This window comes from Streptomyces deserti (assembly GCF_054782695.1).
In genome coordinates this window covers 179639-201367 of the sequence record NZ_BAAGRZ010000005.1, presented here as the reverse complement: position 1 = coordinate 201367, position 21729 = coordinate 179639, and the positions used below count along the sequence as shown (strand labels likewise).

The following is a 21729-nucleotide window of genomic DNA, read 5'->3' as shown; positions in this document are numbered from 1 at the left end:
CAACGGCAGCCCCGCGGCCCCCGTCCCGGGCACGTGGGACACGGTGAAGGCCCGGCAGACACGGTGAAGGCCCGGGCCTCCCTCACGGGACCCGGGCCTTCCCTTCATCCGGTGGCGTCCGTCACGCCGCCACCGGAACCTGAGGCGTCGCGCCGTTCGTGGCCGGCGCGAGCGCCAGCTCCAGGACCTGGCGGACGTCGGTGACGGTGTGGACGTCGAGCTTGTCCAGCACCTCGGCCGGGACGTCGTCCAGGTCGGGTTCGTTGCGCTTGGGGATGATCACGGTGGTGACGCCCGCCCGGTGAGCGGCGAGCAGCTTCTGCTTCACGCCGCCGATCGGGAGGACCCGGCCGGTCAGCGAGACCTCGCCGGTCATCGCCACGTCCGTACGGACCAGACGGCCGGAGAGCAGCGAGGCGAGGGCCGTGGTCATCGTGATGCCCGCGCTCGGGCCGTCCTTGGGGACCGCGCCCGCCGGGAAGTGGATGTGCACGCCCCGGTCCTTCAGGTCGCCCACGGGCAGTTCGAGCTCGGCGCCGTGCGAGCGCAGGAAGCTGAGCGCGATCTGCGCGGACTCCTTCATGACGTCGCCCAGCTGGCCCGTCAGGGTCAGGCCCGCCGCGCCCGTCTCGGAGTCGGCCAGGGACGCCTCGACGTACAGCACGTCACCGCCCGCTCCCGTGACCGCGAGGCCGGTCGCCACGCCCGGCACGGACGTCCGCCGCTCGGCCGGGTCCTGGGCGGACTCGGGCACGTGGTGCGGCCGGCCGATCAGATCGCGCAGGTCCTCGTCCCGGACGGTGCACGGCAGTTCCCGCTCGCCCAGTTCGTGCTGGGCCGCGACCTTGCGCAGCAGCCGTGCGATGGACCGCTCCAGGTTGCGCACGCCCGCCTCGCGGGTGTACTCACCGGCGAGCCTGCGCAGCGCGCCCTCGTCGATGGTCACCTCGTCCTTGTCGAGCCCGGCCCGCTCCAGCTGGCGCGGGAGCAGGTGGTCGCGGGCGATGACGATCTTCTCGTCCTCGGTGTAGCCGTCCAGGCGGACGATCTCCATACGGTCGGCCAGCGCCTCCGGGATGGCCTCCAGGACGTTGGCGGTGGCCAGGAAGACCACGTCCGACAGGTCCAGCTCGACCTCCAGGTAGTGGTCCCGGAAGGTGTGGTTCTGCGCCGGGTCCAGGACTTCGAGCAGGGCCGCGGCCGGGTCGCCCCGGAAGTCCGAGCCCACCTTGTCGATCTCGTCGAGCAGCACGACCGGGTTCATCGACCCGGCCTCCTTGATGGCGCGGACGATCCGGCCGGGCAGCGCGCCGACGTACGTCCGCCGGTGGCCGCGGATCTCGGCCTCGTCCCGGACGCCGCCGAGCGCGACCCGCACGAACTTGCGCCCCATCGCGTGGGCGACGGACTCGCCGAGCGAGGTCTTGCCGACACCGGGCGGACCGACGAGCGCGAGCACGGCACCGCCGCGCCGCCCGCCGACCACGCCGAGCCCCCGCTCGGCACGCCGCTTGCGCACCGCCAGGTACTCGGTGATGCGCTCCTTGACGTCCTCCAGACCGGAGTGCTCGGCGTCGAGGACGGCCTTGGCGCTCTGGATGTCGTACTGGTCCTCGGTCCGCTCGTTCCACGGCATCTCCAGAACCGTGTCGAGCCACGTGCGGATCCACGAGCCCTCGGGCGACTGGTCGGAGGCCCGCTCCAGCTTGTCGACCTCCTTGAGTGCGGCCTCGCGGACCTTCTCGGGCAGGTCGGCGGCCTCCACGCGGGCGCGGTAGTCGTCGGACTCCTCGCCCTCCTTCTCGCCGTTGAGTTCGCGCAGCTCCTTGCGCACGGCCTCCAGCTGACGCCGCAGCAGGAACTCGCGCTGCTGCTTGTCGACGCCCTCCTGGACGTCCTTGGCGATGGACTCGGCGACGTCCTGCTCGGCGAGGTGGTCGCGCAGTTGCTGGGTGGCGAGCTTGAGGCGGGCGACCGGGTCGGCGGTCTCCAGCAGCTGGACCTTCTGATCGGTGGTCAGGAACGGCGAGTAGCCGGAGTTGTCGGCGAGCGCGGAGACGTCGTCGATGGCCTGGACGCGGTCGACGACCTGCCAGGCGCCGCGCTTGCGCAGCCAGGCGGTGGCCAGGGCCTTGTACTCCTTGACCAGCTCGGTCACGTGCCCCGGCAGCGGGTCCGGCACGCGCTCGTCGACCGTCGTGCCCTCGACCCACAGCGCCGCACCCGGCCCGGTGGTCCCGGCGCCGATCCTCACCCGCCCCCGGCCGCGGATCAGGGCGCCCGGGTCGCCGTCGGCCAGCCTGCCGACCTGCTCGACCGTGCCGAGGACACCGGTGTTCGCGTACGTCCCGTCGATGCGTGGCACCAGGAGCACCCTGGGCTTTCCGGGTTCCTGCTTGGCGGCGGCCTGCGCGGCCTCCACCGCGGCGCGCACCTCGGAGTCGCTCAGGTCCAGCGGGACCACCATCCCGGGCAGCACGACCTCGTCGTCGAGCGGCAGCACGGGCAGGGTGAGCGGCGTGTACGCCGAGGACTCAGTAGCCATGATCTCCCCTTCGGCAGTCAAGTTGAGTTATGCCGACTCAATGCTCGTGAGCCTTTGATTGTTCCCCGGGGTTCGTTCGCTGTGAGCGATCGGGCGGGCGAGGCGGGCGAGGCGGGCGAGGCGGGCGATCCCTCACATACCGTCACCACCCGGCACGTTTTCGGCGCGGTCGGCGAGGAGGTCGACGAGGGGGCCGTGCGGAAGGTCGCGGAGGCGGTGACCGGTACCGGAGTGTGGCTGAAGGCTTTCCGCGATCTCTCGGTGGTCGGCGCGTGGCTCGGCGAGCAGTGGTGGGTCGATCCGGAGCCGGGCTACCTGATGGCCGTCCCGCTGACGGCGGCCGGCGAGGAGCCCTCCCTTCCCGACGGCTACTGGCTGCGCACCTGGTCCCGCGGCGGCGTGGTCCACGCGATGGTCACCGCAGCCGACGGTTCCTGGGCCGCGAGCGGCCGCATCGCCCCGACCGGAGCGACAGCGGTCGCCGACCTGATCGAGACCTCCTCGGCACACCGCCGCCGCGGGCTCGGCAGCGTCGTCATGCGCACGCTGCAGCGGGCGGCCGCCGCACAGGGCGCGGAGACCGGGCTGCTCGTGGGGACCCCGGCGGGGCGGGCCCTGTACGAGACGCTGGGGTGGGCGGTGGTGGCGCCGCTCGCCAGCGCGACGTTCGTGGGGCCCGCCGGGGCCGAGGCCGACACCGGCTGAACGCCCTTGTGCTCAAGGGCCGTACGGGCCGGGAGACGCCGGCCGGCGGCGCCGCTCCGTACGGTGCCAACGCCGGATCACCGGCCAGGTGGCCACGCCGATCGCCAGCGCGATCAGATGGCCCCAGTCCGTCATCGGGTCCGTGAAGGCGAGCAGGTCCTCGACCAGCATGCCGCCGAACAGGACGAGCAGCGGCCAGCGCAGCCATGGCGTGAGCAGCCCGGCCAGCGCACCGGTGCCGGCGGCGACGCCGAAGCTGATGCCGTAGTCCATGCGGTGCAGGGAGCTTTCGGGGAGCTGACCGGCCAGGACCGCCAGTCCCACCGGGACCTCGGTCGCGAGGGTGGCCAGGACATGCCCGAGCAGAAAGACCCCGGCCGTGCGCAGACCGCCGATCCGCCGCTCCAGCGCGGTCAGGACGAGCAGGAACCCGACCGCGTACGGCGAGACGATCCCGCCCGCGATCCACAGCGCGCTGGCCGGCAGCACCAGCAGGGGCGTCCGCACCAGGTGCGCCACGTCGGTGCTGGAGCCCTGGTGCAGGGCGTGCACGAGCGCCGGGTCGGCCTGCGCGGCGACCAGCGAGGTGACCGCGAGGACGGCGGCGTAGGCGAAGGTGAACGGCGTGCCCGTGGGGGTGGGCAGGAGCCGCCGGAGGCGCGGCGGGCGAGGGAGGCGGCGGGTGACGGGGGGCCGGGAGACCGTGGTCGGCGCGTCCACGGGCTCCGGCCCCGCGCCCGGAAGCACCGGCCCGGCACCCGACGGCCCCACGGCCACAGGCTCCGGCCCAGCACCCAGCGGGCCGGCCGCCGGCGTCGGCCCCGAGGTCCGCCCCGCGTCCGGCCGGCCCGCCGCCGTCAGCGGCGCCCTCTGGCGCGGCACCCCGTCCAGCAGCCCGGCAGCGTCGGGAAGAGCCGCACCCGAAGGCGCGGGCGTGGCCGGCTCCTCGGCCGGCACGGTCCGTTCCACGGTGGGGCGCTCCTTCCGTCCCGCCCCACCCTTCGCGCCCCGCACGGCGCTGTCTGTGACCGGCGCCACGCGCACGGCGATTCTCAGCAACCTCTCAAGCTCGGCAACCGCTCCATCCCGCCGGGCGGTCACAGACGGACCACGAACTCCCTGAACTCACCTCGTCGGCGCGGACGTTGCGCATCCGGCTCCGGCGGCACTCGCAGCGAAGTGACCAACCGCCGAAAATCCCGTGAGGGTTTTTTGGAGGATCTGCCAGGATGATTTCATGCCCACCTCGTACGACATCCCCGAAGTCCTGGACCGTCGCGAGGGCCCGCACGGCGAGGTCGTGCTGCGGCGGCATGGCGGCCTGGTGCAGATCATCGTCAACGGCTGCTTCCTGATGGACACCTCCGACGGCCGTTCGGAGCGCCAGCTCGTCGACGCGGCGCTCGACGCCCTGGACCAGCGCGACAGGCCGGACCTGCTCATCGGCGGACTCGGCGTCGGCTTCTCGCTCGCACACGCCGCCGCGAATCCCCGCTGGGGGCGGATCACGGTCGTCGAACGCGAGCGGGCCGTCATCGACTGGCATCTGGACGGACCGCTGTCGGCGCTCTCCGCCCGCGCCCTCGCCGATCCGCGCACGGAAATCCTGGAAGCGGATCTCGTGGCGTACGTCAATGAGACATCCGCCACGTACGACGCCCTGTGTCTCGACATCGACAACGGGCCCGGCTGGACCGTCACCGAGGACAACGCAAGCCTCTACTCCACGGCTGGACTCGCAGGCTGCGCAAGGGTGTTGAGGCCGCGGGGGGTGCTGGCGGTGTGGTCGGCCCAGCCGTCTCCGGAATTCGAAGAAACCTTGTGGAATGCCGGGTTCCAACAGGTGCGTACCGAAGAGATCCCCGTTGCCCGGGGCGTTCCGGACGTCGTGCATCTCGGCATCAGCCCTGGATAGCAAAGGTGAGCTGACTCCCCGTACGCTGCTGCCCTGACGCGGATCATTCAAGCGTCAATCGCAACCATGCGCAGACCGAGGAATCACCCCACTGGTTCCGGAAATAGCACCTCAGGGGCGGGCGATGGAGCAGACACACACCTCCCACAACGGTACGGCGGCGGCTACCCCGGGCGCACAGCGCCGGGTCCTGGTGGTCGAGGACGACGCGACGATCGTGGACGCCATCGCGACCCGGCTGCGCGCCGAGGGATTCCTGGTGCAAACGGCGGGCGACGGTCCGGCCGCCGTCGACACGGCGGAGGCCTGGCAGCCCGACCTGCTGATTCTCGACATCATGCTGCCCGGCTTCGACGGCCTGGAGGTCTGCCGGCGCGTGCAGGCCCAGCGGCCGGTGCCGGTGCTGATGCTCACCGCGCGGGACGACGAGACCGACATGCTCGTCGGACTCGGCGTCGGCGCCGACGACTACATGACCAAACCGTTCTCCATGCGGGAGCTGGCCGCACGCGTGCACGTGCTGCTGCGCCGGGTGGAGCGGGCGGCCCTCGCCGCCGCGACGCCGCGCAGCGGCATCCTGCGCCTGGGCGAACTGGAGATCGACCACGCGCAGCGCCGGGTGCGGGTGCGCAGCGAGGACGTCCACCTGACGCCGACGGAGTTCGACCTGCTGGTGTGCCTGGCGAACACCCCACGCGCGGTGCTCTCGCGCGAGCAGCTGCTGGCCGAGGTGTGGGACTGGGCGGACGCCTCCGGCACCCGGACCGTCGACAGCCACATCAAGGCGCTGCGCCGGAAGATCGGCGCCGAGCGGATCCGCACCGTGCACGGGGTCGGCTACGCGCTGGAGACGCCGACGCCATGAGTTCCGGGCCGGCCGCACGGAGAGGCCCCGGGGAGCCGGAACCCTGGGGCGGCGTACGCCCGTTCTCGATCAAGACCAAACTGGGCGCGCTGGTCGTCACCTCGGTGCTGATCACCACCGGGTTGATGATGATCGCGGTGCGCACGGAGACCGAGCTGCGCTTCATCACGGTCTTCTCGATGATCGCCACGCTGCTCATCACCCAGTTCACGGCCCACTCGCTCACCGCGCCGCTGGACGAGATGAACGCCGTGGCCCGCTCGATCTCGCAGGGCGACTACACCCGCCGGGTGCGCGAGAACCGCCGTGACGAGCTGGGGGACCTGGCCGAGACGATCAACGTCATGGCCGACGAGCTGGAGGCCCAGGACCGCCAGCGCAAGGAGCTGGTCGCCAACGTCTCGCACGAGCTGCGCACCCCCATCGCGGGCCTGCGCGCGGTGCTGGAGAACATCGTCGACGGCGTCACGGAGGCCGATCCCGAGACGATGCGAACGGCCCTGAAGCAGACCGAGCGGCTGGGCCGGCTCGTGGAGACGCTGCTGGACCTGTCCCGCCTCGACAACGGCGTCGTGCCGCTGAAGAAGCGGCGGTTCGAGGTGTGGCCGTACCTGTCCGGCGTGCTGAAGGAGGCCAACATGGTCGCCTCCGTGCGGGCCGGCATCGCCACGGGCTCGGGCAGCCACACCCGTACGGACGTGCATCTGCATCTCGACGTCTCCCCGCCGGAACTCACCGCGCACGCCGACCCGGAGCGCATCCACCAGGTCGTCGCCAACCTCATCGACAACGCGGTCAAGCACAGCCCGCCGCACGGCCGGGTGACGGTCAAGGCGCGGCGCGGGGCGCAGCCGGAGTCGCTGGAGCTGGAGGTCCTGGACGAGGGCCCCGGCATCCCCAAGTCCGAGTGGCACAAGGTCTTCGAGCGGTTCAACCGCGGCACCGCCACCCGGCAGCAGGGGCCGGGCAGCGACGGCGGCACCGGCCTCGGTCTGGCCATCGCCCGCTGGGCGGTGGATCTGCACGGCGGCCGGATCGGAGTGGCCGAATCCGAGCGGGGTTGCCGGATTCTTGTCACCCTTCCGGGACTGCCTTCTGTGCCAAGTTGACGTAAAGTTCGAAGCGGAGCCCCAAGATCCGTACGTGTCCGCGCTGACGGACACGTGTGATCAGGCAAGGCCCGCGTGTTCCAGGCGCCGGGTCCCGGTCGGCCCTTCCCTTCTGAAGCGGAACCACGCTTGTTTCCCGCCAATTCCAGGCCCGAAACACGCTCTGAGATGTGACTTACGCGACGATGAACGGGCCCGGCCTGACCTTCCGGGTCTGGGAGGCGTAGCCTTTATTTCCGCTGTCCATCACCTTGTGAAGCGGAAGAGGGCGGTTGCCGCCGTGTCGCCACAGTCCCCCAGTAACTCGAGCATCTCGACCGACACCGACCAAGCGGGTAAGAACCCCGCGGCCGCGTTCGGTCCCAACGAGTGGCTCGTCGACGAGATCTATCAGCAGTACCTCCAGGACCCCAATTCGGTAGACCGCGCCTGGTGGGACTTCTTCGCCGACTACAAGCCGGGCGCGGCTGCCGCCTCGGCTCCGGCGGGTACCGCGGCCGCGGGGGCCGCGGGGACCACCACGGCTCAGCAGGCGGCTCCGGCCGCCCCGGCTCAGCAGGCGGCTCCGGCCCCCGCCCCCGCCGCCGCGAAGCCCGCGGCCGCCGCGCAGGCTCCCGCTCCGGCGAAGCCCGCCGCGCAGGCCCCGGCCCCCGCCAAGGCCGCCGCGCCGGCTCCGGCCGCGAAGCCCGCCGCCGCGAAGCCGAAGGCCGAGCCCGCCGAGGCCCCCACGGGCCCCGAGCAGGTGACGTTGCGCGGCCCCGCCGCCGCGGTCGCGAAGAACATGGACGCCTCCCTGGAGCTGCCCACGGCCACGTCCGTGCGCGCGGTCCCGGTGAAGCTGCTGTTCGACAACCGCATCGTCATCAACAACCACCTCAAGCGGGCCCGCGGCGGGAAGATCTCCTTCACGCACATCATCGGCTACGCGATGGTCCAGGCCATCAAGGCGATGCCGTCGATGAACTGGCACTACGCGAAGGTGGACGGCAAGCCCACCCTCGTCAAGCCGGACCACGTGAACCTCGGCCTGGCGATCGACCTGGTGAAGCCGAACGGCGACCGCCAGCTGGTCGTTGCGGCGATCAAGAAGGCCGAGACGCTGAACTTCTTCGAGTTCTGGCAGGCTTACGAGGACATCGTCCGCCGCGCCCGCGACGGCAAGCTGACGATGGACGACTTCACCGGCGTCACGGTCTCCCTGACCAACCCCGGCGGCCTCGGCACGGTCCACTCCGTGCCGCGCCTGATGCCCGGCCAGTCGGTGATCATGGGCGTCGGCTCCATGGACTACCCGGCGGAGTTCCAGGGCACCAGCCAGGACACCCTGAACAAGCTCGGCATCTCCAAGGTCATGACGCTCACGTCGACCTACGACCACCGGGTGATCCAGGGCGCCGCCTCCGGCGAGTTCCTCCGCCAGGTCGCCAACCTGCTGCTCGGCGAGAACGGCTTCTACGACGACATCTTCGAGGCGCTGCGCATCCCCTACGAGCCGGTCCGCTGGCTCAAGGACATCGACGCCTCCCACGACGACGACGTCACCAAGGCCGCCCGCGTCTTCGAGCTGATCCACTCCTACCGGGTCCGCGGCCACGTCATGGCCGACACCGACCCGCTGGAGTACCGCCAGCGCAAGCACCCGGACCTCGACATCGTCGAGCACGGCCTCACCCTGTGGGACCTGGAGCGCGAGTTCGCCGTCGGCGGCTTCGCCGGCAAGTCGATGATGAAGCTGCGCGACATCCTCGGCGTGCTGCGCGACTCGTACTGCCGCACCACCGGCATCGAGTTCATGCACATCCAGGACCCCAAGCAGCGCAAGTGGATCCAGGACCGCGTCGAGCGCCCGCACTCCAAGCCGGAGCGCGAGGAGCAGCTGCGCATCCTGCGCCGCCTGAACGCCGCGGAGGCCTTCGAGACCTTCCTGCAGACGAAGTACGTCGGCCAGAAGCGCTTCTCCCTGGAGGGCGGCGAGTCCGTCATCCCGCTGCTCGACGCCGTGCTGGACTCGGCCGCCGAGTCCCGCCTGGACGAGGTCGTCGTCGGCATGGCCCACCGCGGCCGCCTGAACGTCCTGGCCAACATCGTCGGCAAGTCGTACGCGCAGATCTTCCGCGAGTTCGAGGGCAACCTCGACCCGAAGTCGATGCACGGCTCCGGCGACGTGAAGTACCACCTGGGCGCCGAGGGCACCTTTACCGGCCTGGACGGCGAGCAGATCAAGGTCAGCCTGGTCGCGAACCCCTCCCACCTGGAGGCCGTCGACCCGGTCCTGGAGGGCGTCGCCCGCGCCAAGCAGGACATCATCAACAAGGGCGGCACGGACTTCACGGTCCTGCCGATCGCGATCCACGGCGACGCGGCCTTCGCCGGCCAGGGCGTGGTGGCCGAGACCCTGAACATGTCGCAGCTGCGCGGCTACCGCACCGGCGGCACGGTCCACATCGTCATCAACAACCAGGTCGGCTTCACCGCCGCCCCGGAGTCCTCGCGTTCCTCCATGTACGCGACGGACGTGGCCCGCATGATCGAGGCCCCGATCTTCCACGTCAACGGCGACGACCCGGAGGCCTGCGTCCGCGTGGCGCGCCTGGCCTTCGAGTTCCGCCAGGCCTTCAACAAGGACGTGGTGATCGACCTCATCTGCTACCGCCGCCGCGGTCACAACGAGTCGGACAACCCGGCCTTCACCCAGCCGCTGATGTACGACCTGATCGACAAGAAGCGCTCGGTGCGCAAGCTGTACACCGAGTCCCTGATCGGTCGCGGCGACATCACCCTGGAAGAGGCCGAGCAGGCGCTGCAGGACTACCAGGGCCAGCTGGAGAAGGTCTTCACCGAGGTCCGCGAGGCCACCTCGCAGCCCACGATCGTGGAGACCTCCGATCCGCAGGCCGAGTTCCCGGTCGCCGTGAACACCGCGGTGACCACGGAGGTCGTCAAGCGGATCGCCGAGTCCCAGGTCAACATCCCCGACCACATCACCGTCCACCCGCGTCTGCTGCCGCAGCTGCAGCGCCGGGCGGCGATGGTCGAGGACGGCACGATCGACTGGGGCATGGGCGAGACCCTCGCCTTCGGCTCGCTGCTCCTGGAGGGCGTCCCGGTCCGCCTGGCGGGCCAGGACTCCCAGCGCGGCACCTTCGGGCAGCGCCACGCGGTCATCATCGACCGCAACACGGGCGAGGAGTACACGCCGCTGCAGTACCTCTCCGAGGACCAGGCGCGGCTGAACGTCTACAACTCCCTGCTGTCCGAGTACGCGGCGATGGGCTTCGAGTACGGCTACTCGCTGGCCCGCCCCGACGCGCTCGTGCTGTGGGAGGCCCAGTTCGGCGACTTCGTCAACGGCGCCCAGACGGTCGTGGACGAGTTCATCTCGTCGGCGGAGCAGAAGTGGGGCCAGACCTCCGGCGTCACCCTGCTCCTCCCCCACGGCTACGAGGGCCAGGGCCCGGACCACTCGTCCGCCCGCCCGGAGCGCTTCCTGCAGCTCTGCGCCCAGAACAACATGACGGTGGCCATGCCGACGCTTCCGTCGAACTACTTCCACCTCCTGCGGTGGCAGGTGCACAACCCGCACCACAAGCCGCTGGTCGTCTTCACCCCGAAGTCGATGCTGCGCCTGAAGGCCGCGGCCTCGAAGGCGGAGGAGTTCACCACGGGCCAGTTCCGCCCGGTCATCGGCGACAGCTCGGTCGACCCGGCCGCAGTCCGCAAGGTCGTCTTCTGCTCCGGCAAGGTCTACTACGACCTCGACGCCGAGCGGAAGAAGCGCGGCGTCACGGACACGGCGATCATCCGCCTCGAGCGGCTCTACCCGCTGCCGGGTGCCGAGCTCCAGGCGGAGATCAAGAAGTACGCGAACGCCGAGAAGTACCTGTGGGCCCAGGAGGAGCCGGCGAACCAGGGTGCCTGGCCGTTCATCGCGCTCAACCTGATCGACCACCTCGACCTCGCGGTCGGCGCGGACATCCCGCCCGGCGAGCGCCTGCGCCGCATCTCGCGCCCGCACAGCTCGTCCCCGGCAGTGGGTTCCGCGAAGCGGCACCAGGCCGAGCAGGAGCAGCTGGTGCGGGAGGTGTTCGAGGCGTAGTCCTCGCACGGTCGCGCGTCACCGGGCCGCATCCCCGCTTGGGGGTGCGGCCCGGCCGCATCGGCGCACTTATCCTTGACCGCATGTACTTCACGGACCGTGGCATCGAGGAACTGGAGAAGCGGCGCGGCGAGGAGGAGATCACCTTCGAGTGGCTCGCCGAGCAGCTGCGGACGTTCGTCGATCTGAACCCCGACTTCGAGGTGCCGGTGGAGCGGCTGGCCACCTGGCTGGCGCGGCTGGACGACGAGGACGACGCTTAAGCGGGCAGGGACGAACGGCGGGGCGCCTTCGGGCGCCCCTTTGTCATGTCTGCCAAATCGACTGTCATGTCTGCCAATCGACTGTCATGTCTGCCTGCCGACTGTCATGTCTGCCTGCCGACTCAGTCGCGCTCAGTCGCGGGGCCGCCGGAGGTCGCAGGCCAGTCCCAGCGTGCCGTGGGCCAGGAGCAACGTCCCCGCCGCGATCCAGCCGCCGCTGCGGCGGCGTACGCCCCAGGCGAGGAGGGGAAGACCGGTGGCCACCTGGGCCAGGGCGAGGGCACGGGCCGCGGGACCGGCCGCCCAGGGCAGCAAGGGGCCGAGGTGGCTGCCGTCGGCCGTGTCACGACCACCGGGCGGCTCGACCGGGCGTGCGCCGGGATGGTGCCGGGCCGCCTCGCGGAGGCGGTCGGCGGGTTCGCCGGGGGCGAGTCCGTCGGGCAGCAGGACGCCCACCCGCGTGAGGACCGCCAGCAGGCCGCGCATCCGGGCGCGGGCGTCGGCCGCCGGGTCCGGGCTCGTCAGATGGTCGAGGGCCTGCATGTCCAGGACCGGATCGAGGCCGAGGCGCGCGGCGAAGGTGCGCATGGCCTCTTCCTCCCCGGCCGGGGTGCCGTTTCTGAGCCAGACGTAGCCGACCGGGCGGCGGAAGCCGGCGGCGAGGGTGTAGCCGGCGCGGTCGGCGTCCCACCACAGGGCCAGGACGGGCCAGGGGGCGGCGACGGCCAGTGCCGTGGCCCAGCCGGTGACCACGCGGTCGACCGGTTCGCCGCCGTGCAGCCAGGGCCCGCCCTCGGGGACGAGGACGCTCCACTCCTCACCGGCCCCGGTGAGGAGCATGCGTTCGCGCAGCAGAGGGGCGACGGAGGCGACGGACGCGGGATCCGCGCGGCACAGCAGCAGGGCACCGGGGGCGGGACCGGCGGTCCGGCGACCGGCCGAGAACTCATCCGTCGACATGTTCACACGCTAGGGCAATTTGTCCGTTTTCGAGTGATGCGTGATCACTAGAACGAGTGTCTTGACTTTCCCTCGGTGCGATATATCGTGATCTCGCAAGACGCGATATGGCGTGTCGAGGAGGTCTGTCCATGTCCGAGTGGTCCGTCGCCGAGCCGAAGAAGCTCACTTTCGACGAGCCGGTGAGCGAGCTCCACGTGCGCATCGTCAACGGAACTGTGAACGTCGTGGGGACGGACGAGGGTTCCGCGCGCCTGGAGGTCTCCGAGCTCGAGGGGCCACCCCTGGTGGTCACCCAGCAGGACGGCACCCTGACGGTGGCGTACGAGGACCTGCCCTGGAAGGGCTTCCTGAAGTGGCTCGACCGCAAGGGCTGGCGGCGCAGGGCCGTGGTCTCCCTGGCCGTTCCGGTACGCACGCATGTGGAGGTGGGCGTGGTCAGTGCCGCGGCCATGGTTTCCAGAATCGACGGTCGCGCCGAAGTCAAGGGCGTCTCCGGGGACACGACCCTGGTGGGGCTCGGCGGGCCCGTGCGCGCGGACACCGTGTCGGGCAGCGTGGAGGCACAGGCCCTCAGCGGCGATCTGCGCTTCAACTCCGTCTCCGGGGACCTGACCGTGGTGGACGGTGCCGGCTCCTCGGTGCGGGCCGACTCCGTGAGCGGCTCGATGATCGTGGACCTCGACCCGGCCGGCCACCCCACCGAGGTCAGCCTGACCAGCGTCTCGGGCGAGATCGCCGTCCGGCTGCCGCATCCGGCGGACGCGGAGGTGGAGGCGAACACCGCGAGCGGGTCGGTCTCCAACGCCTTCGAGGACCTGCGGGTCGACGGTCAGTGGGGCGCCAAGCGGATCACCGGCCGGCTCGGCGCGGGCAACGGCAAGCTGCGGGCCACCACGGTCTCCGGCTCCATCGCCCTGCTGCGCCGGCCGCCCAGGGAGGACGAGCCCTGGGACGCGGAGCCCACCGCCGGAAGCTCACCGGGTGACCCGGCGGACGGCCCGCAGGGCGGTTCGGGAGACAATTCCGTTTCCGGCCCGGGCGAGGGAGCCACCAGCGCCCCGGCCGATGGCACGACCGACAAGAAGGTGCTCTGACATGCCCCCCGTCTTCGCACACGGCCGCCTGCGCCTGTACCTCCTGAAGCTGCTGGACGAGGCCCCGCGCCACGGCTACGAGGTGATCCGCCTGCTCGAGGAGCGCTTCCAGGGCCTGTACGCCCCGTCGGCGGGCACGGTCTATCCGCGCCTGGCCAAGCTGGAGGCCGAGGGCCTGGTCACGCACACCACCGAGGGCGGCCGCAAGGTCTACTCGATCACGGACGCGGGCCGCGCCGAACTGGCCGACCGCAGCGGTGAGCTGGCCGACCTCGAGCTGGAGATCCGGGAGTCGGTCGCCGAGCTCGCCGCCGAGATCCGGGCCGATGTGAGCGGTGCGGCGGGCGACCTGCGCCGGGAGATGCGGGCGGCGGCCAGCGAGGCCCGCCGGGGCACGAAGACCAGGGCGCGCGGTGAAGAGGCGGGCCTCTTCGGAGACTTCGGGGACTACGGCGACCAGGAGGCCTGGCGCGCCGCCAAGGAGGAGATGCGGCGCGTCAAGCAGGAGTGGAAGGAACAGGCCCGGCGCGCCAAGGACGAGAGCCGGCGCGCCCGCGAGGAGGCCCAGCGCGCCCGGCGCCAGGCGAAGGAGGCACAGGAGCGGGCCCGGGTCCAGGCGCAGGAGGAGGTCCAGCGCATCGCCCGACGGGTCCAGGAGCAGGTGCAGACCCACTTCGCACGGGGCGACTGGCCGACGGGTCTGCGCGAGGGCCTGAGCGAACTGGTCAAGGAGGTCAGCGAGTTCGGAAGGGATGCCGGAAAGGACTTCGGCAAGGAATTCGGGAAGGACTTCGGGAGGGACTTCGGCTACGGCCGCAACGGCACCGACCGGCCGGCACGGGAGCCCGACTACACCGGCACCCCGGAGGACTTCCCGGCCGACTACGCACCGGCCTGGGCCCACGAGGCCGCCACGGACTCGACCGGCGATCCGGCCCGCGACCTGGACCGCCTGCTCGACCGCTTCCGCGACGACATCCGCGACGCCGCCCGGGACCACGGCGTCACGGCCGAACAACTCCGCGACGCCCGCCGCCACCTGTCAGCGGCGGCGGCCCACATAGGGGCACTGCTGCGCGCACCGAAGGCCTGAGCGCACCCGCTTCCTCTGCCGGGGCTCCGGTCCAGCGGCTCCTCCAGGGGAAGCGGCCCTTCGTGCCGCGCCCTCCCCCGCTCAGCCCGCCTTGGCCTCGCCGTCCCCGTACAGCACGCGCGTCAGGGACTCGTGCGTCACCCCGTGATCGGCGAGAACCTCCGCGGGCACGCCCGGCCGGACGGTCAGGGCCATCAGGATGTGCTCGTCACCGATGTGCCGATCCCGCCGGGCGAGGGCGACACGCAGGGACTTCTCGAGGACCTCCTTGGCGGCCCGGCTGAAGGTCGTCCGGCGCCCCGACCACCAGCCCTTGTCCTTCCGGTCACCGGACATGGCGCCCACCCCGTGCACCTCCTCCACCCGGGCGACGATCTCCGACACGTCGATCCCCAGCCCGGCCAGCGCATCGGCCTCCGCCCGGGACAGCCCGGCACGCCGCCGCGCCTCCTCCAGGGCCCTCCGCACCGACTCCGTACGCTCACCGAGCCCGAGGGCCGCCAACGCGAAGGAACCCCGGCTGCCCTGCCGGTCCAGCACCGCCAGCAGCAGATGCTCGGCCTCGACACTCTGCGCCCCTGCCCCTTCGGCATGCTCGGACGCCCCCTTGACCACGTCTCGGGCGTCCTTGGTGAACCGCTCGAACATCAATGCCTCCCGTACTTCTTGTGCACGGCCTGCCTGCTCACACCGAGTTCGGTGGCGATCTCCTGCCACGACCAGCCTTGATTGCGCGCACTGCGCACCTGTACGGCCTCCAGCTGCTCCAGCAGCCGCCGCAGCGCGGCGACGGCCCGCAGCCCGACCCGGGGATCGCGATCACCCGCACGCTCGGCGAGATCCGTTGCTTCGGTCATGAAGTCAACCTACGTTGACACCCCCCTCATGTCAACCACAGTTGACACACCAACGGCCGGCCCGTAATCCGGACCGGCCGTGACCCGACACGAAGGCCTCAGGGATTGGTGAGCACGATCTTCCCGAACTGATCGCCCGACGCGAGCCGTTCGAAGCCCTCACGGGCCCGGTCCATCGGCAGCACCTCGTCGATGACGGGCCGCACCCCGGTGGCGGCGCAGAACGCCAGCAGATCCTCCAGCTCGTCCTTGGTCCCCATCGTCGACCCGACGACCTTGAGCTCCAGGAAGAAGATCCGGGTCAGCTCGGCGTGCGAGGGCCGGTCACCGCTGGTGGCACCCGAGATGACCAGCGTGCCGCCGGGCCGCAGCGACTTCACGGAATGCGACCACGTGGCAGCCCCGACGGTCTCGATGACGGCATCGACGCGCTGCGGCAGCCGCGCCCCCGACTCCAGCGCCTCCACGGCACCCAGCTCCACGGCCCGCTTCCGCTTGGCCTCGTCCCGGCTGGTGGCGAAGACCCGCAGCCCCGCGGCCTTGCCCAACACGATCGCGGCCGTGGCGACGCCACCCCCTGCCCCCTGCACGAGCACGGAGTCCCCGGGCCGCACCCCGGCGTTCGTGAACAGCATCCGATACGCCGTCAGCCAGGCGGTCGGCAGGCAGGCGGCCTCCTCGAAGGACAGCTCCTTGGGCTTCGGCAGGACGTTCCACGTCGGTACGGCGACCTGTTCGGCGAAGGTGCCCTGGTACCGCTCGGTGAGGATGGAACGGGGCTCGTTCGGCCCGACCCCGTGCCCGCTCTGTCCGATCACGGAGTGCAGGACGACCTCGTTGCCGTCCTCGTCGACGCCGGCGGCGTCACAGCCGAGGATCATCGGCAGCTTGTCCTCTGCGAGGCCGACGCCGCGCAGGGACCACAGGTCGTGGTGGTTGAGGGAGGCGGCCTTGACCTTGACGGTGCTCCAGCCGGGCCGGGCCTCGGGAGCCGGGCGCTCACCCAACTCCAGACCGGAGAGGGGCTGGTCGCGGTCGATTCGGGCGGCGTATACAGCGAACATGACCTTGACAATAGGGTCCACCACCGCCCGACGAAACCGTACGCCCCTGTGAGACACGCCCTCTTGTCAAGTACGGGCTGCGCCCACCCGGCTACGCGGCTACGCGGCCGCGCGCAGCAGATGGGCGCACCCGCAGTCGCCCACGGCGGGAAGGGGACGGGGCGGGGGGTGTCCGCCCGCAGCGGCTGGCGGAAACGCCCGACACCCCCGGCAACGGACCAGCTCGCCAGACCGAGGACGGACACCCCCCGGCGCGGCCCCGCCCCACAACGCACGAGCAGGCGCTACACCAGCCACCACTCCACCCGCACAGGCCGCCGCAGGCACCCCACCCACCGCCGGAGGCACCCGCAGGCACCCCACCGCCGGAGGCACCCGCCCCCACCCATCACCCGAACAGCCGACCACCCACGCAAAAAATGGCCCCGCCCAAACGGACGGGGCCATTCACCTCACGTCACCTCGGCTCACCTCACCGACGAGCCACACCCTCCGCCCGCGCGGCCGCGGCCACCGCCGCCGTCACCGCCGGGGCGACCCGCTCGTCGAAGGGCGACGGAATGACGTAGTCCGCCGCAAGATCGTCCCCGACCACGGACGCCAGCGCCTCCGCCGCCGCGAGCTTCATCCCCTCGGTGATCCGAGACGCCCGCACCTGCAGCGCCCCCGCGAAGATCCCCGGGAACGCCAGCACGTTGTTGATCTGGTTCGGGAAGTCCGACCGCCCGGTCGCCACGACGGCCGCGTACTTGTGCGCCACATCGGGGTGCACCTCAGGGTTCGGGTTGGCCATGGCGAACACGAACGCCCCGTCCGCCATGGACGCCACCGCGGCCTCCGGGACCGTACCGCCGGAAACCCCGATGAACACGTCGGCCCCGGCCAGCGCCGCCTCCAGCGACCCGGAGATCCCCGCCTTGTTCGTGAACCCGGCCAGCTCCCGCTTGACCGGCGTCAGGTCGTCCCGGTCCGCCGACACGACACCCTTGCGGTCAGCCACCGCGACATCCCCGATCCCGGCCTCGACCAGCATCTTCGCGATGGCGACACCCGCGGCACCCGCCCCGGAGATCACCGCCCGAAGATCCCCCAGCCCCCGCCCGCTCAGCCGCGCAGCGTTCCGCAGGGCCGCCAGCGTCACGACCGCCGTACCGTGCTGGTCGTCGTGGAAGACCGGGATGTCCAACCGCTCCTGCAGCTTCCGCTCGATCTCGAAGCACCGGGGCGCGGAGATGTCCTCCAGGTTCACCCCGCCGAAGGACGGCGCGAGCCGCACCACCGTTTCGACGATGTCGTCCACGTCCGTGCAGTCGAGCGCGATCGGCACCGCGTCCACGCCCCCGAACTGCTTGAACAGAATCGCCTTCCCCTCCATCACCGGAAGGGAGGCCGCGGGCCCGATGTCCCCGAGCCCGAGCACGGCCGTACCGTCCGTCACGACGGCGACCACCGACGACTTCCACGTGTAGTCGTGCACGAGGTCCGGCTGCTCGGCGATCGCGCTGCACACCTTCGCGACGCCGGGCGTGTACGCCAGGGACAGGTCGTCCTTGTCACGGACCGGCACCGTGGCCTGCACGGCCATCTTGCCGCCGCGATGCAGCGCGAAAGCGGGATCGAACGAGTCGAGGGGCTCCGCACCGCCCTCCTGACCCGTATGGTCCGCCTGGTCCGACCGACCCGCACGGTCCGTCGTTCCGCTGCCGCGAGGATTGACAATCTCCGCTGCCACTTCGTTTTACCCCTTAAGTCTTCATTGGTTGAGGGTGGCCACTCCTGGTTGAGGGGTGGGCGGGCACCGCGTACGGCCCTGAGTGGTGCTGTGTACGGGATACGTACGGGCACATACGCGACGGGCGCGCCGCACACGCGCCCTGAGCCCCGGATGAGGGGTGTAAAGAACCTTCTTACCGGACGGACCGCGCCGAGGACGAGTCCATAACGCGAAGGTCACATACCCGCGGCCCGACTCATCCCCCGATTTCAGGACAAGCACCAGCCAAAACCGGGACAACCCCCCAAGCGCCGACGAAGGCCGCACCGGAGTATCCGAATCGCGAGATACACCGAAGATCTTCCGGCCGGAAGGGGGGATTCCCGCAGAAGGTGCGGCCGTGATGTACCGGAGTGGTGTGGTTCGGGGGTCGCCCGTTATCCGATTTTGACATGGCTGGCCCCCTGAATGGCGCCGTCCGAATGGCAAGATGCCGTAATCACACGAGGTCGCGACACTCGAAGACGTGTGTTCTCGTCGACCCACGGCATCTGTCGAGCCCATCGGCAGGTGCCGGCCCCCGGCAGCGGCCGAATCCTTTCGGCCGCCGCCACACCCACCGGCAGCCGCCGAACCCCTCGGCAGCCGCCAGCCCCATCGGCAACTCCACCCATCCGCCGGAGGAACCCACCATGACCGCAAGCTCCACCCGTCGTACGACCGCCGCGCACTCCCGGCTAGCAGCGGTCGGTGCGATCGCGGTCGCAGGCGCGCTGATGCTCACCGGATGCGGTGACCAGACCAAGGACACCGGCTCGGGCAGCGAGACCGCGAAGACCACCGCGGCCCCGCTCGCCGACAAGCTGCCGCAGTCGATCCGTGACAAGGGCGTCATCAAGGTCGGTTCCGACATCGCGTACGCCCCGGTCGAGTTCAAGGACAGCTCCGGCAAGGTGGTCGGCATCGACCCGGACATCGCGGCCGCCATGGGCAAGCAGCTCGGCGTGCAGTTCCAGTTCGAGAACGGCACCTTCGACACCCTGATCACGGGCCTGCGTTCCAAGCGGTACGACATCGCCATGTCCGCGATGACCGACACCAAGGACCGCCAGGAGGGCATCGACTCCGACACCGGCAAGAAGGTCGGTGAGGGCGTCGACTTCGTGGACTACTTCACGGCCGGTGTCTCGATCTACACCAAGAAGGGCGACGACCAGGGCATCAAGACCTGGTCCGACCTGTGCGGCAAGAAGATCGTGCTGCAGCGCGGCACGGTCTCCGAGGACCTCGCCAAGGCCGAGTCGAAGAAGTGCCCGGCCGGCAAGAAGATCGCCATCGAGGCCTTCGACAACGACCAGCAGGCCCAGACCCGCCTGCGCGCGGGCGGCGCCGACGCCGGCTCCTCCGACTTCCCGGTCGCCGCGTACGCGGTGAAGACCTCCGGCGGCGGCAAGGACTTCCAGCTCGTCGGCGAGCAGGTCGAGGCGGCCCCGTACGGCATCGCGGTCGCCAAGGACCAGACGCAGCTGCGGGACGCTCTGAAGGCCGCGCTGGACGCGATCATCGACAACGGCGAGTACGACAAGATCCTTGAGAAGTGGGGCGTCACGGACGGCGCCGTGAAGGAAGCCACCATCAACGGCGGCAAGTGACCGCGACGCAGCGGCACTGAAAGGCAACACCCGTGACTGTTGACATCGACAAGACGACGGGCCCGGCCGACACGCCCCCGGCCGGGCCGGAGGCCATCAAGGCCATCCCGGTCCGGCACTACGGGCGGTACGTCTCCGCCGTCGTCGCGCTCGCCCTGCTGGGCGGCATCATCTACGCGTTCTCCCAGGGCAAGATCAACTGGGACGCGATCCCGGACTACTTCTTCGACGACCGTGTCCTCAGCGGCGTCGGCAAGACGCTGCTGATCACCGTCCTGTCCATGGTGATCGGCATCGTCGGCGGCATCATGCTGGCGGTGATGCGCCTGTCGAAGAACCCGGTGACCTCGGCGATCTCGTGGTTCTACATCTGGTTCTTCCGCGGCACGCCGGTCCTGGTGCAGCTGGTGGTCTGGTTCAACCTGGGCCTGGTCTTCGAGTACATCAACCTCGGCCCCGTCTACCGGGACGAGTGGTCGGACTTCATGACCCCGTTCCTGACGGCGCTGCTGGGCCTCGGCCTCAACGAGGCCGCGTACATGGCGGAGATCTGCCGCGCCGGTCTGCTCTCGGTGGACGAGGGCCAGACGGAGGCGGCGCACGCGCTGGGCATGAGCCACGCCAAGACGCTGCGCCGGATCGTCATCCCGCAGGCGATGCGCGTGATCGTGCCGCCGACGGGCAACGAGGTCATCAACATGCTGAAGACGACCTCGCTGGTCTCGGTCGTCCAGTTCTCCGAGCTGTTCCGCGTCGCCCAGGACATCGGCCAGACCTCCGGTGCCCCGGCCGAGATGCTGTTCCTGGCCGCGGCCTGGTACCTGCTGCTGACCTCGGTGTTCAGCGTCGGCCAGTACTACCTTGAGAGGTACTACGCCCGCGGCTCCAGCCGCCAGCTGCCGCCCACGCCGTGGCAGAAGGTGAAGGCCAACATGTTGTCCCTCGGCCGCCCGAAGGGAGGCATGGCATGACCGACAAGAGCACCAAGACGGACGGCCCCGTGAGGGACACGACCGTCCCCATGGTCAAGGCGGAGGGCGTCCACAAGTCCTTCGGTCCCGTCGAGGTCCTCAAGGGCATCGACCTGGAGGTGAAGTCCGGCGAGGTGTTCTGCCTCATCGGCCCCTCCGGCTCCGGCAAGTCGACCTTCCTGCGGTGCATCAACCACCTGGAGAAGATCAACGCCGGCCGCCTGTACGTCGACGGCGAGCTGGTGGGCTACCGCCAGAAGGGCGACAAGCTGTACGAGCTCAAGGACAGCGAGGTCGCGCTCAAGCGCCGGGACATCGGCATGGTCTTCCAGCGCTTCAACCTGTTCCCGCACATGACGGCCCTGGAGAACGTCATCGAGGCGCCGGTGCAGGTCAAGGGCGTGAGCAGGGGCCAGGCCAGGGAGCGGGCCCTGCAGCTCCTGGAGCGCGTGGGCCTGGCCGACAAGGCCGGGAACTACCCCTCGCAGCTGTCCGGCGGCCAGCAGCAGCGCGTGGCGATCGCCCGGGCCCTGGCGATGGACCCGAAGCTGATGCTGTTCGACGAGCCGACCTCGGCGCTCGACCCGGAGCTGGTCGGTGACGTCCTCGACGTCATGCGCGACCTGGCCGAGTCCGGCATGACGATGATCGTGGTCACCCACGAGATGGGCTTCGCCCGGGAGGTCGGCGACAGCCTGGTCTTCATGGACGGCGGCGTGGTGGTGGAATCCGGCCACCCGCGCGAGGTGCTGACCAACCCGCAGCACGAGCGGACGAAGTCGTTCCTGTCCAAGGTGCTGTGACAGAGTGCTGTGACAAGGTG

18 protein-coding genes are annotated in these 21729 nt (G+C 70.6%); 11 read left to right on the top strand and 7 right to left on the bottom strand.

Annotated features, from left to right (window positions below; translation table 11 throughout):
* Nucleotides 1–121: 121 nt before the first annotated feature.
* Complete coding sequence (gene lon / locus ACYVMZ_RS12990; protein ID WP_461078884.1) at nucleotides 122–2545, bottom strand: endopeptidase La; 2424 nt, start codon at nucleotides 2543–2545, stop codon at nucleotides 122–124.
* 81 nt (nucleotides 2546–2626) lie between these two features.
* Between lon and ACYVMZ_RS12985 the strand changes: the two genes are divergently transcribed.
* Nucleotides 2627–3250 carry a GNAT family N-acetyltransferase gene (locus ACYVMZ_RS12985; protein ID WP_461078882.1) on the top strand — a complete coding sequence of 208 codons (624 nt, stop codon included), beginning with the start codon at nucleotides 2627–2629 and terminating at the stop codon, nucleotides 3248–3250.
* 12 nt (nucleotides 3251–3262) lie between these two features.
* On the opposite strand, the gene ACYVMZ_RS12980 is transcribed toward ACYVMZ_RS12985, so the two are convergent.
* Nucleotides 3263–4219, bottom strand: coding sequence for a rhomboid-like protein (locus ACYVMZ_RS12980; RefSeq protein ID WP_461078880.1), 957 nt, complete (start codon nucleotides 4217–4219; stop codon nucleotides 3263–3265).
* 268 nt (nucleotides 4220–4487) lie between these two features.
* On the opposite strand from ACYVMZ_RS12980, the gene ACYVMZ_RS12975 reads away from it, so the two are divergent.
* The 5 genes from ACYVMZ_RS12975 (at nucleotide 4488) to ACYVMZ_RS12955 (ending at nucleotide 11498) form a co-directional block, all read left to right on the top strand.
* Complete coding sequence (locus tag ACYVMZ_RS12975; RefSeq protein WP_461078878.1) at nucleotides 4488–5165, top strand: spermidine synthase family protein; 678 nt, start codon at nucleotides 4488–4490, stop codon at nucleotides 5163–5165.
* Between the two features lie 124 nt (nucleotides 5166–5289).
* A complete protein-coding gene (locus ACYVMZ_RS12970) occupies nucleotides 5290–6030 on the top strand; it encodes a response regulator transcription factor (RefSeq protein WP_461078876.1) in 741 nt (246 codons plus the stop codon).
* Nucleotides 6027–7139 carry a HAMP domain-containing sensor histidine kinase gene (locus ACYVMZ_RS12965; RefSeq protein ID WP_461078873.1) on the top strand — a complete coding sequence of 371 codons (1113 nt, stop codon included), beginning with the start codon at nucleotides 6027–6029 and terminating at the stop codon, nucleotides 7137–7139. The genes ACYVMZ_RS12970 and ACYVMZ_RS12965 overlap by 4 nt, the downstream gene beginning before the upstream one ends.
* A gap of 280 nt (nucleotides 7140–7419) precedes the next feature.
* Nucleotides 7420–11235, top strand: a complete 3816-nt coding sequence (locus ACYVMZ_RS12960) for a multifunctional oxoglutarate decarboxylase/oxoglutarate dehydrogenase thiamine pyrophosphate-binding subunit/dihydrolipoyllysine-residue succinyltransferase subunit (protein WP_461078871.1) — start codon at nucleotides 7420–7422, stop codon at nucleotides 11233–11235.
* An 83-nt stretch (nucleotides 11236–11318) separates the two neighbouring features.
* Nucleotides 11319–11498: a DUF6104 family protein gene (locus ACYVMZ_RS12955; RefSeq protein ID WP_365825817.1), complete on the top strand. Its 180-nt coding sequence runs from the start codon at nucleotides 11319–11321 to the stop codon at nucleotides 11496–11498.
* A 132-nt stretch (nucleotides 11499–11630) separates the two neighbouring features.
* On the opposite strand, the gene ACYVMZ_RS12950 is transcribed toward ACYVMZ_RS12955, so the two are convergent.
* Nucleotides 11631–12458 carry a hypothetical protein gene (locus ACYVMZ_RS12950; protein ID WP_461078869.1) on the bottom strand — a complete coding sequence of 276 codons (828 nt, stop codon included), beginning with the start codon at nucleotides 12456–12458 and terminating at the stop codon, nucleotides 11631–11633.
* 131 nt (nucleotides 12459–12589) lie between these two features.
* On the opposite strand from ACYVMZ_RS12950, the gene ACYVMZ_RS12945 reads away from it, so the two are divergent.
* Nucleotides 12590–13555, top strand: a complete 966-nt coding sequence (locus ACYVMZ_RS12945) for a DUF4097 family beta strand repeat-containing protein (protein ID WP_461078867.1) — start codon at nucleotides 12590–12592, stop codon at nucleotides 13553–13555.
* Nucleotide 13556: 1 nt separating this feature from the next.
* The gene (locus ACYVMZ_RS12940; RefSeq protein WP_461078865.1) at nucleotides 13557–14648 is read left to right on the top strand and encodes a PadR family transcriptional regulator; all 1092 of its coding nucleotides are present in this window, start codon (nucleotides 13557–13559) and stop codon (nucleotides 14646–14648) included.
* Nucleotides 14649–14729: 81 nt separating this feature from the next.
* On the opposite strand, the gene ACYVMZ_RS12935 is transcribed toward ACYVMZ_RS12940, so the two are convergent.
* The 4 genes from ACYVMZ_RS12935 to ACYVMZ_RS12920 form a co-directional block, all read right to left on the bottom strand.
* Nucleotides 14730–15296, bottom strand: a complete 567-nt coding sequence (locus ACYVMZ_RS12935; RefSeq protein WP_461078863.1) for a Clp protease N-terminal domain-containing protein — start codon at nucleotides 15294–15296, stop codon at nucleotides 14730–14732.
* Nucleotides 15296–15505, bottom strand: a complete 210-nt coding sequence (locus ACYVMZ_RS12930; RefSeq protein ID WP_009313642.1) for a helix-turn-helix domain-containing protein — start codon at nucleotides 15503–15505, stop codon at nucleotides 15296–15298. The genes ACYVMZ_RS12935 and ACYVMZ_RS12930 overlap by 1 nt, the downstream gene beginning before the upstream one ends.
* Before the next feature lie 98 nt (nucleotides 15506–15603).
* Nucleotides 15604–16569: a zinc-binding dehydrogenase gene (locus tag ACYVMZ_RS12925; protein WP_461078861.1), complete on the bottom strand. Its 966-nt coding sequence runs from the start codon at nucleotides 16567–16569 to the stop codon at nucleotides 15604–15606.
* Nucleotides 16570–17041: 472 nt separating this feature from the next.
* On the bottom strand, nucleotides 17042–18301 hold the full coding sequence (locus ACYVMZ_RS12920; protein ID WP_461078859.1) for an NAD(P)-dependent malic enzyme: 1260 nt from the start codon (nucleotides 18299–18301) through the stop codon (nucleotides 17042–17044).
* A gap of 674 nt (nucleotides 18302–18975) precedes the next feature.
* On the opposite strand from ACYVMZ_RS12920, the gene ACYVMZ_RS12915 reads away from it, so the two are divergent.
* From ACYVMZ_RS12915 to ACYVMZ_RS12905, 3 genes are read left to right on the top strand one after another with little or no spacing between them, the layout of a single operon-like run.
* Entirely contained in the window at nucleotides 18976–19935 is a 960-nt protein-coding gene (locus ACYVMZ_RS12915; RefSeq protein WP_461078857.1) for an ABC transporter substrate-binding protein, read from the top strand.
* 32 nt (nucleotides 19936–19967) lie between these two features.
* On the top strand, nucleotides 19968–20906 hold the full coding sequence (locus ACYVMZ_RS12910) for an amino acid ABC transporter permease (RefSeq protein WP_461078855.1): 939 nt from the start codon (nucleotides 19968–19970) through the stop codon (nucleotides 20904–20906).
* Entirely contained in the window at nucleotides 20903–21709 is an 807-nt protein-coding gene (locus tag ACYVMZ_RS12905; RefSeq protein WP_461078853.1) for an amino acid ABC transporter ATP-binding protein, read from the top strand. The genes ACYVMZ_RS12910 and ACYVMZ_RS12905 overlap by 4 nt, the downstream gene beginning before the upstream one ends.
* Nucleotides 21710–21729: the final 20 nt, after the last annotated feature.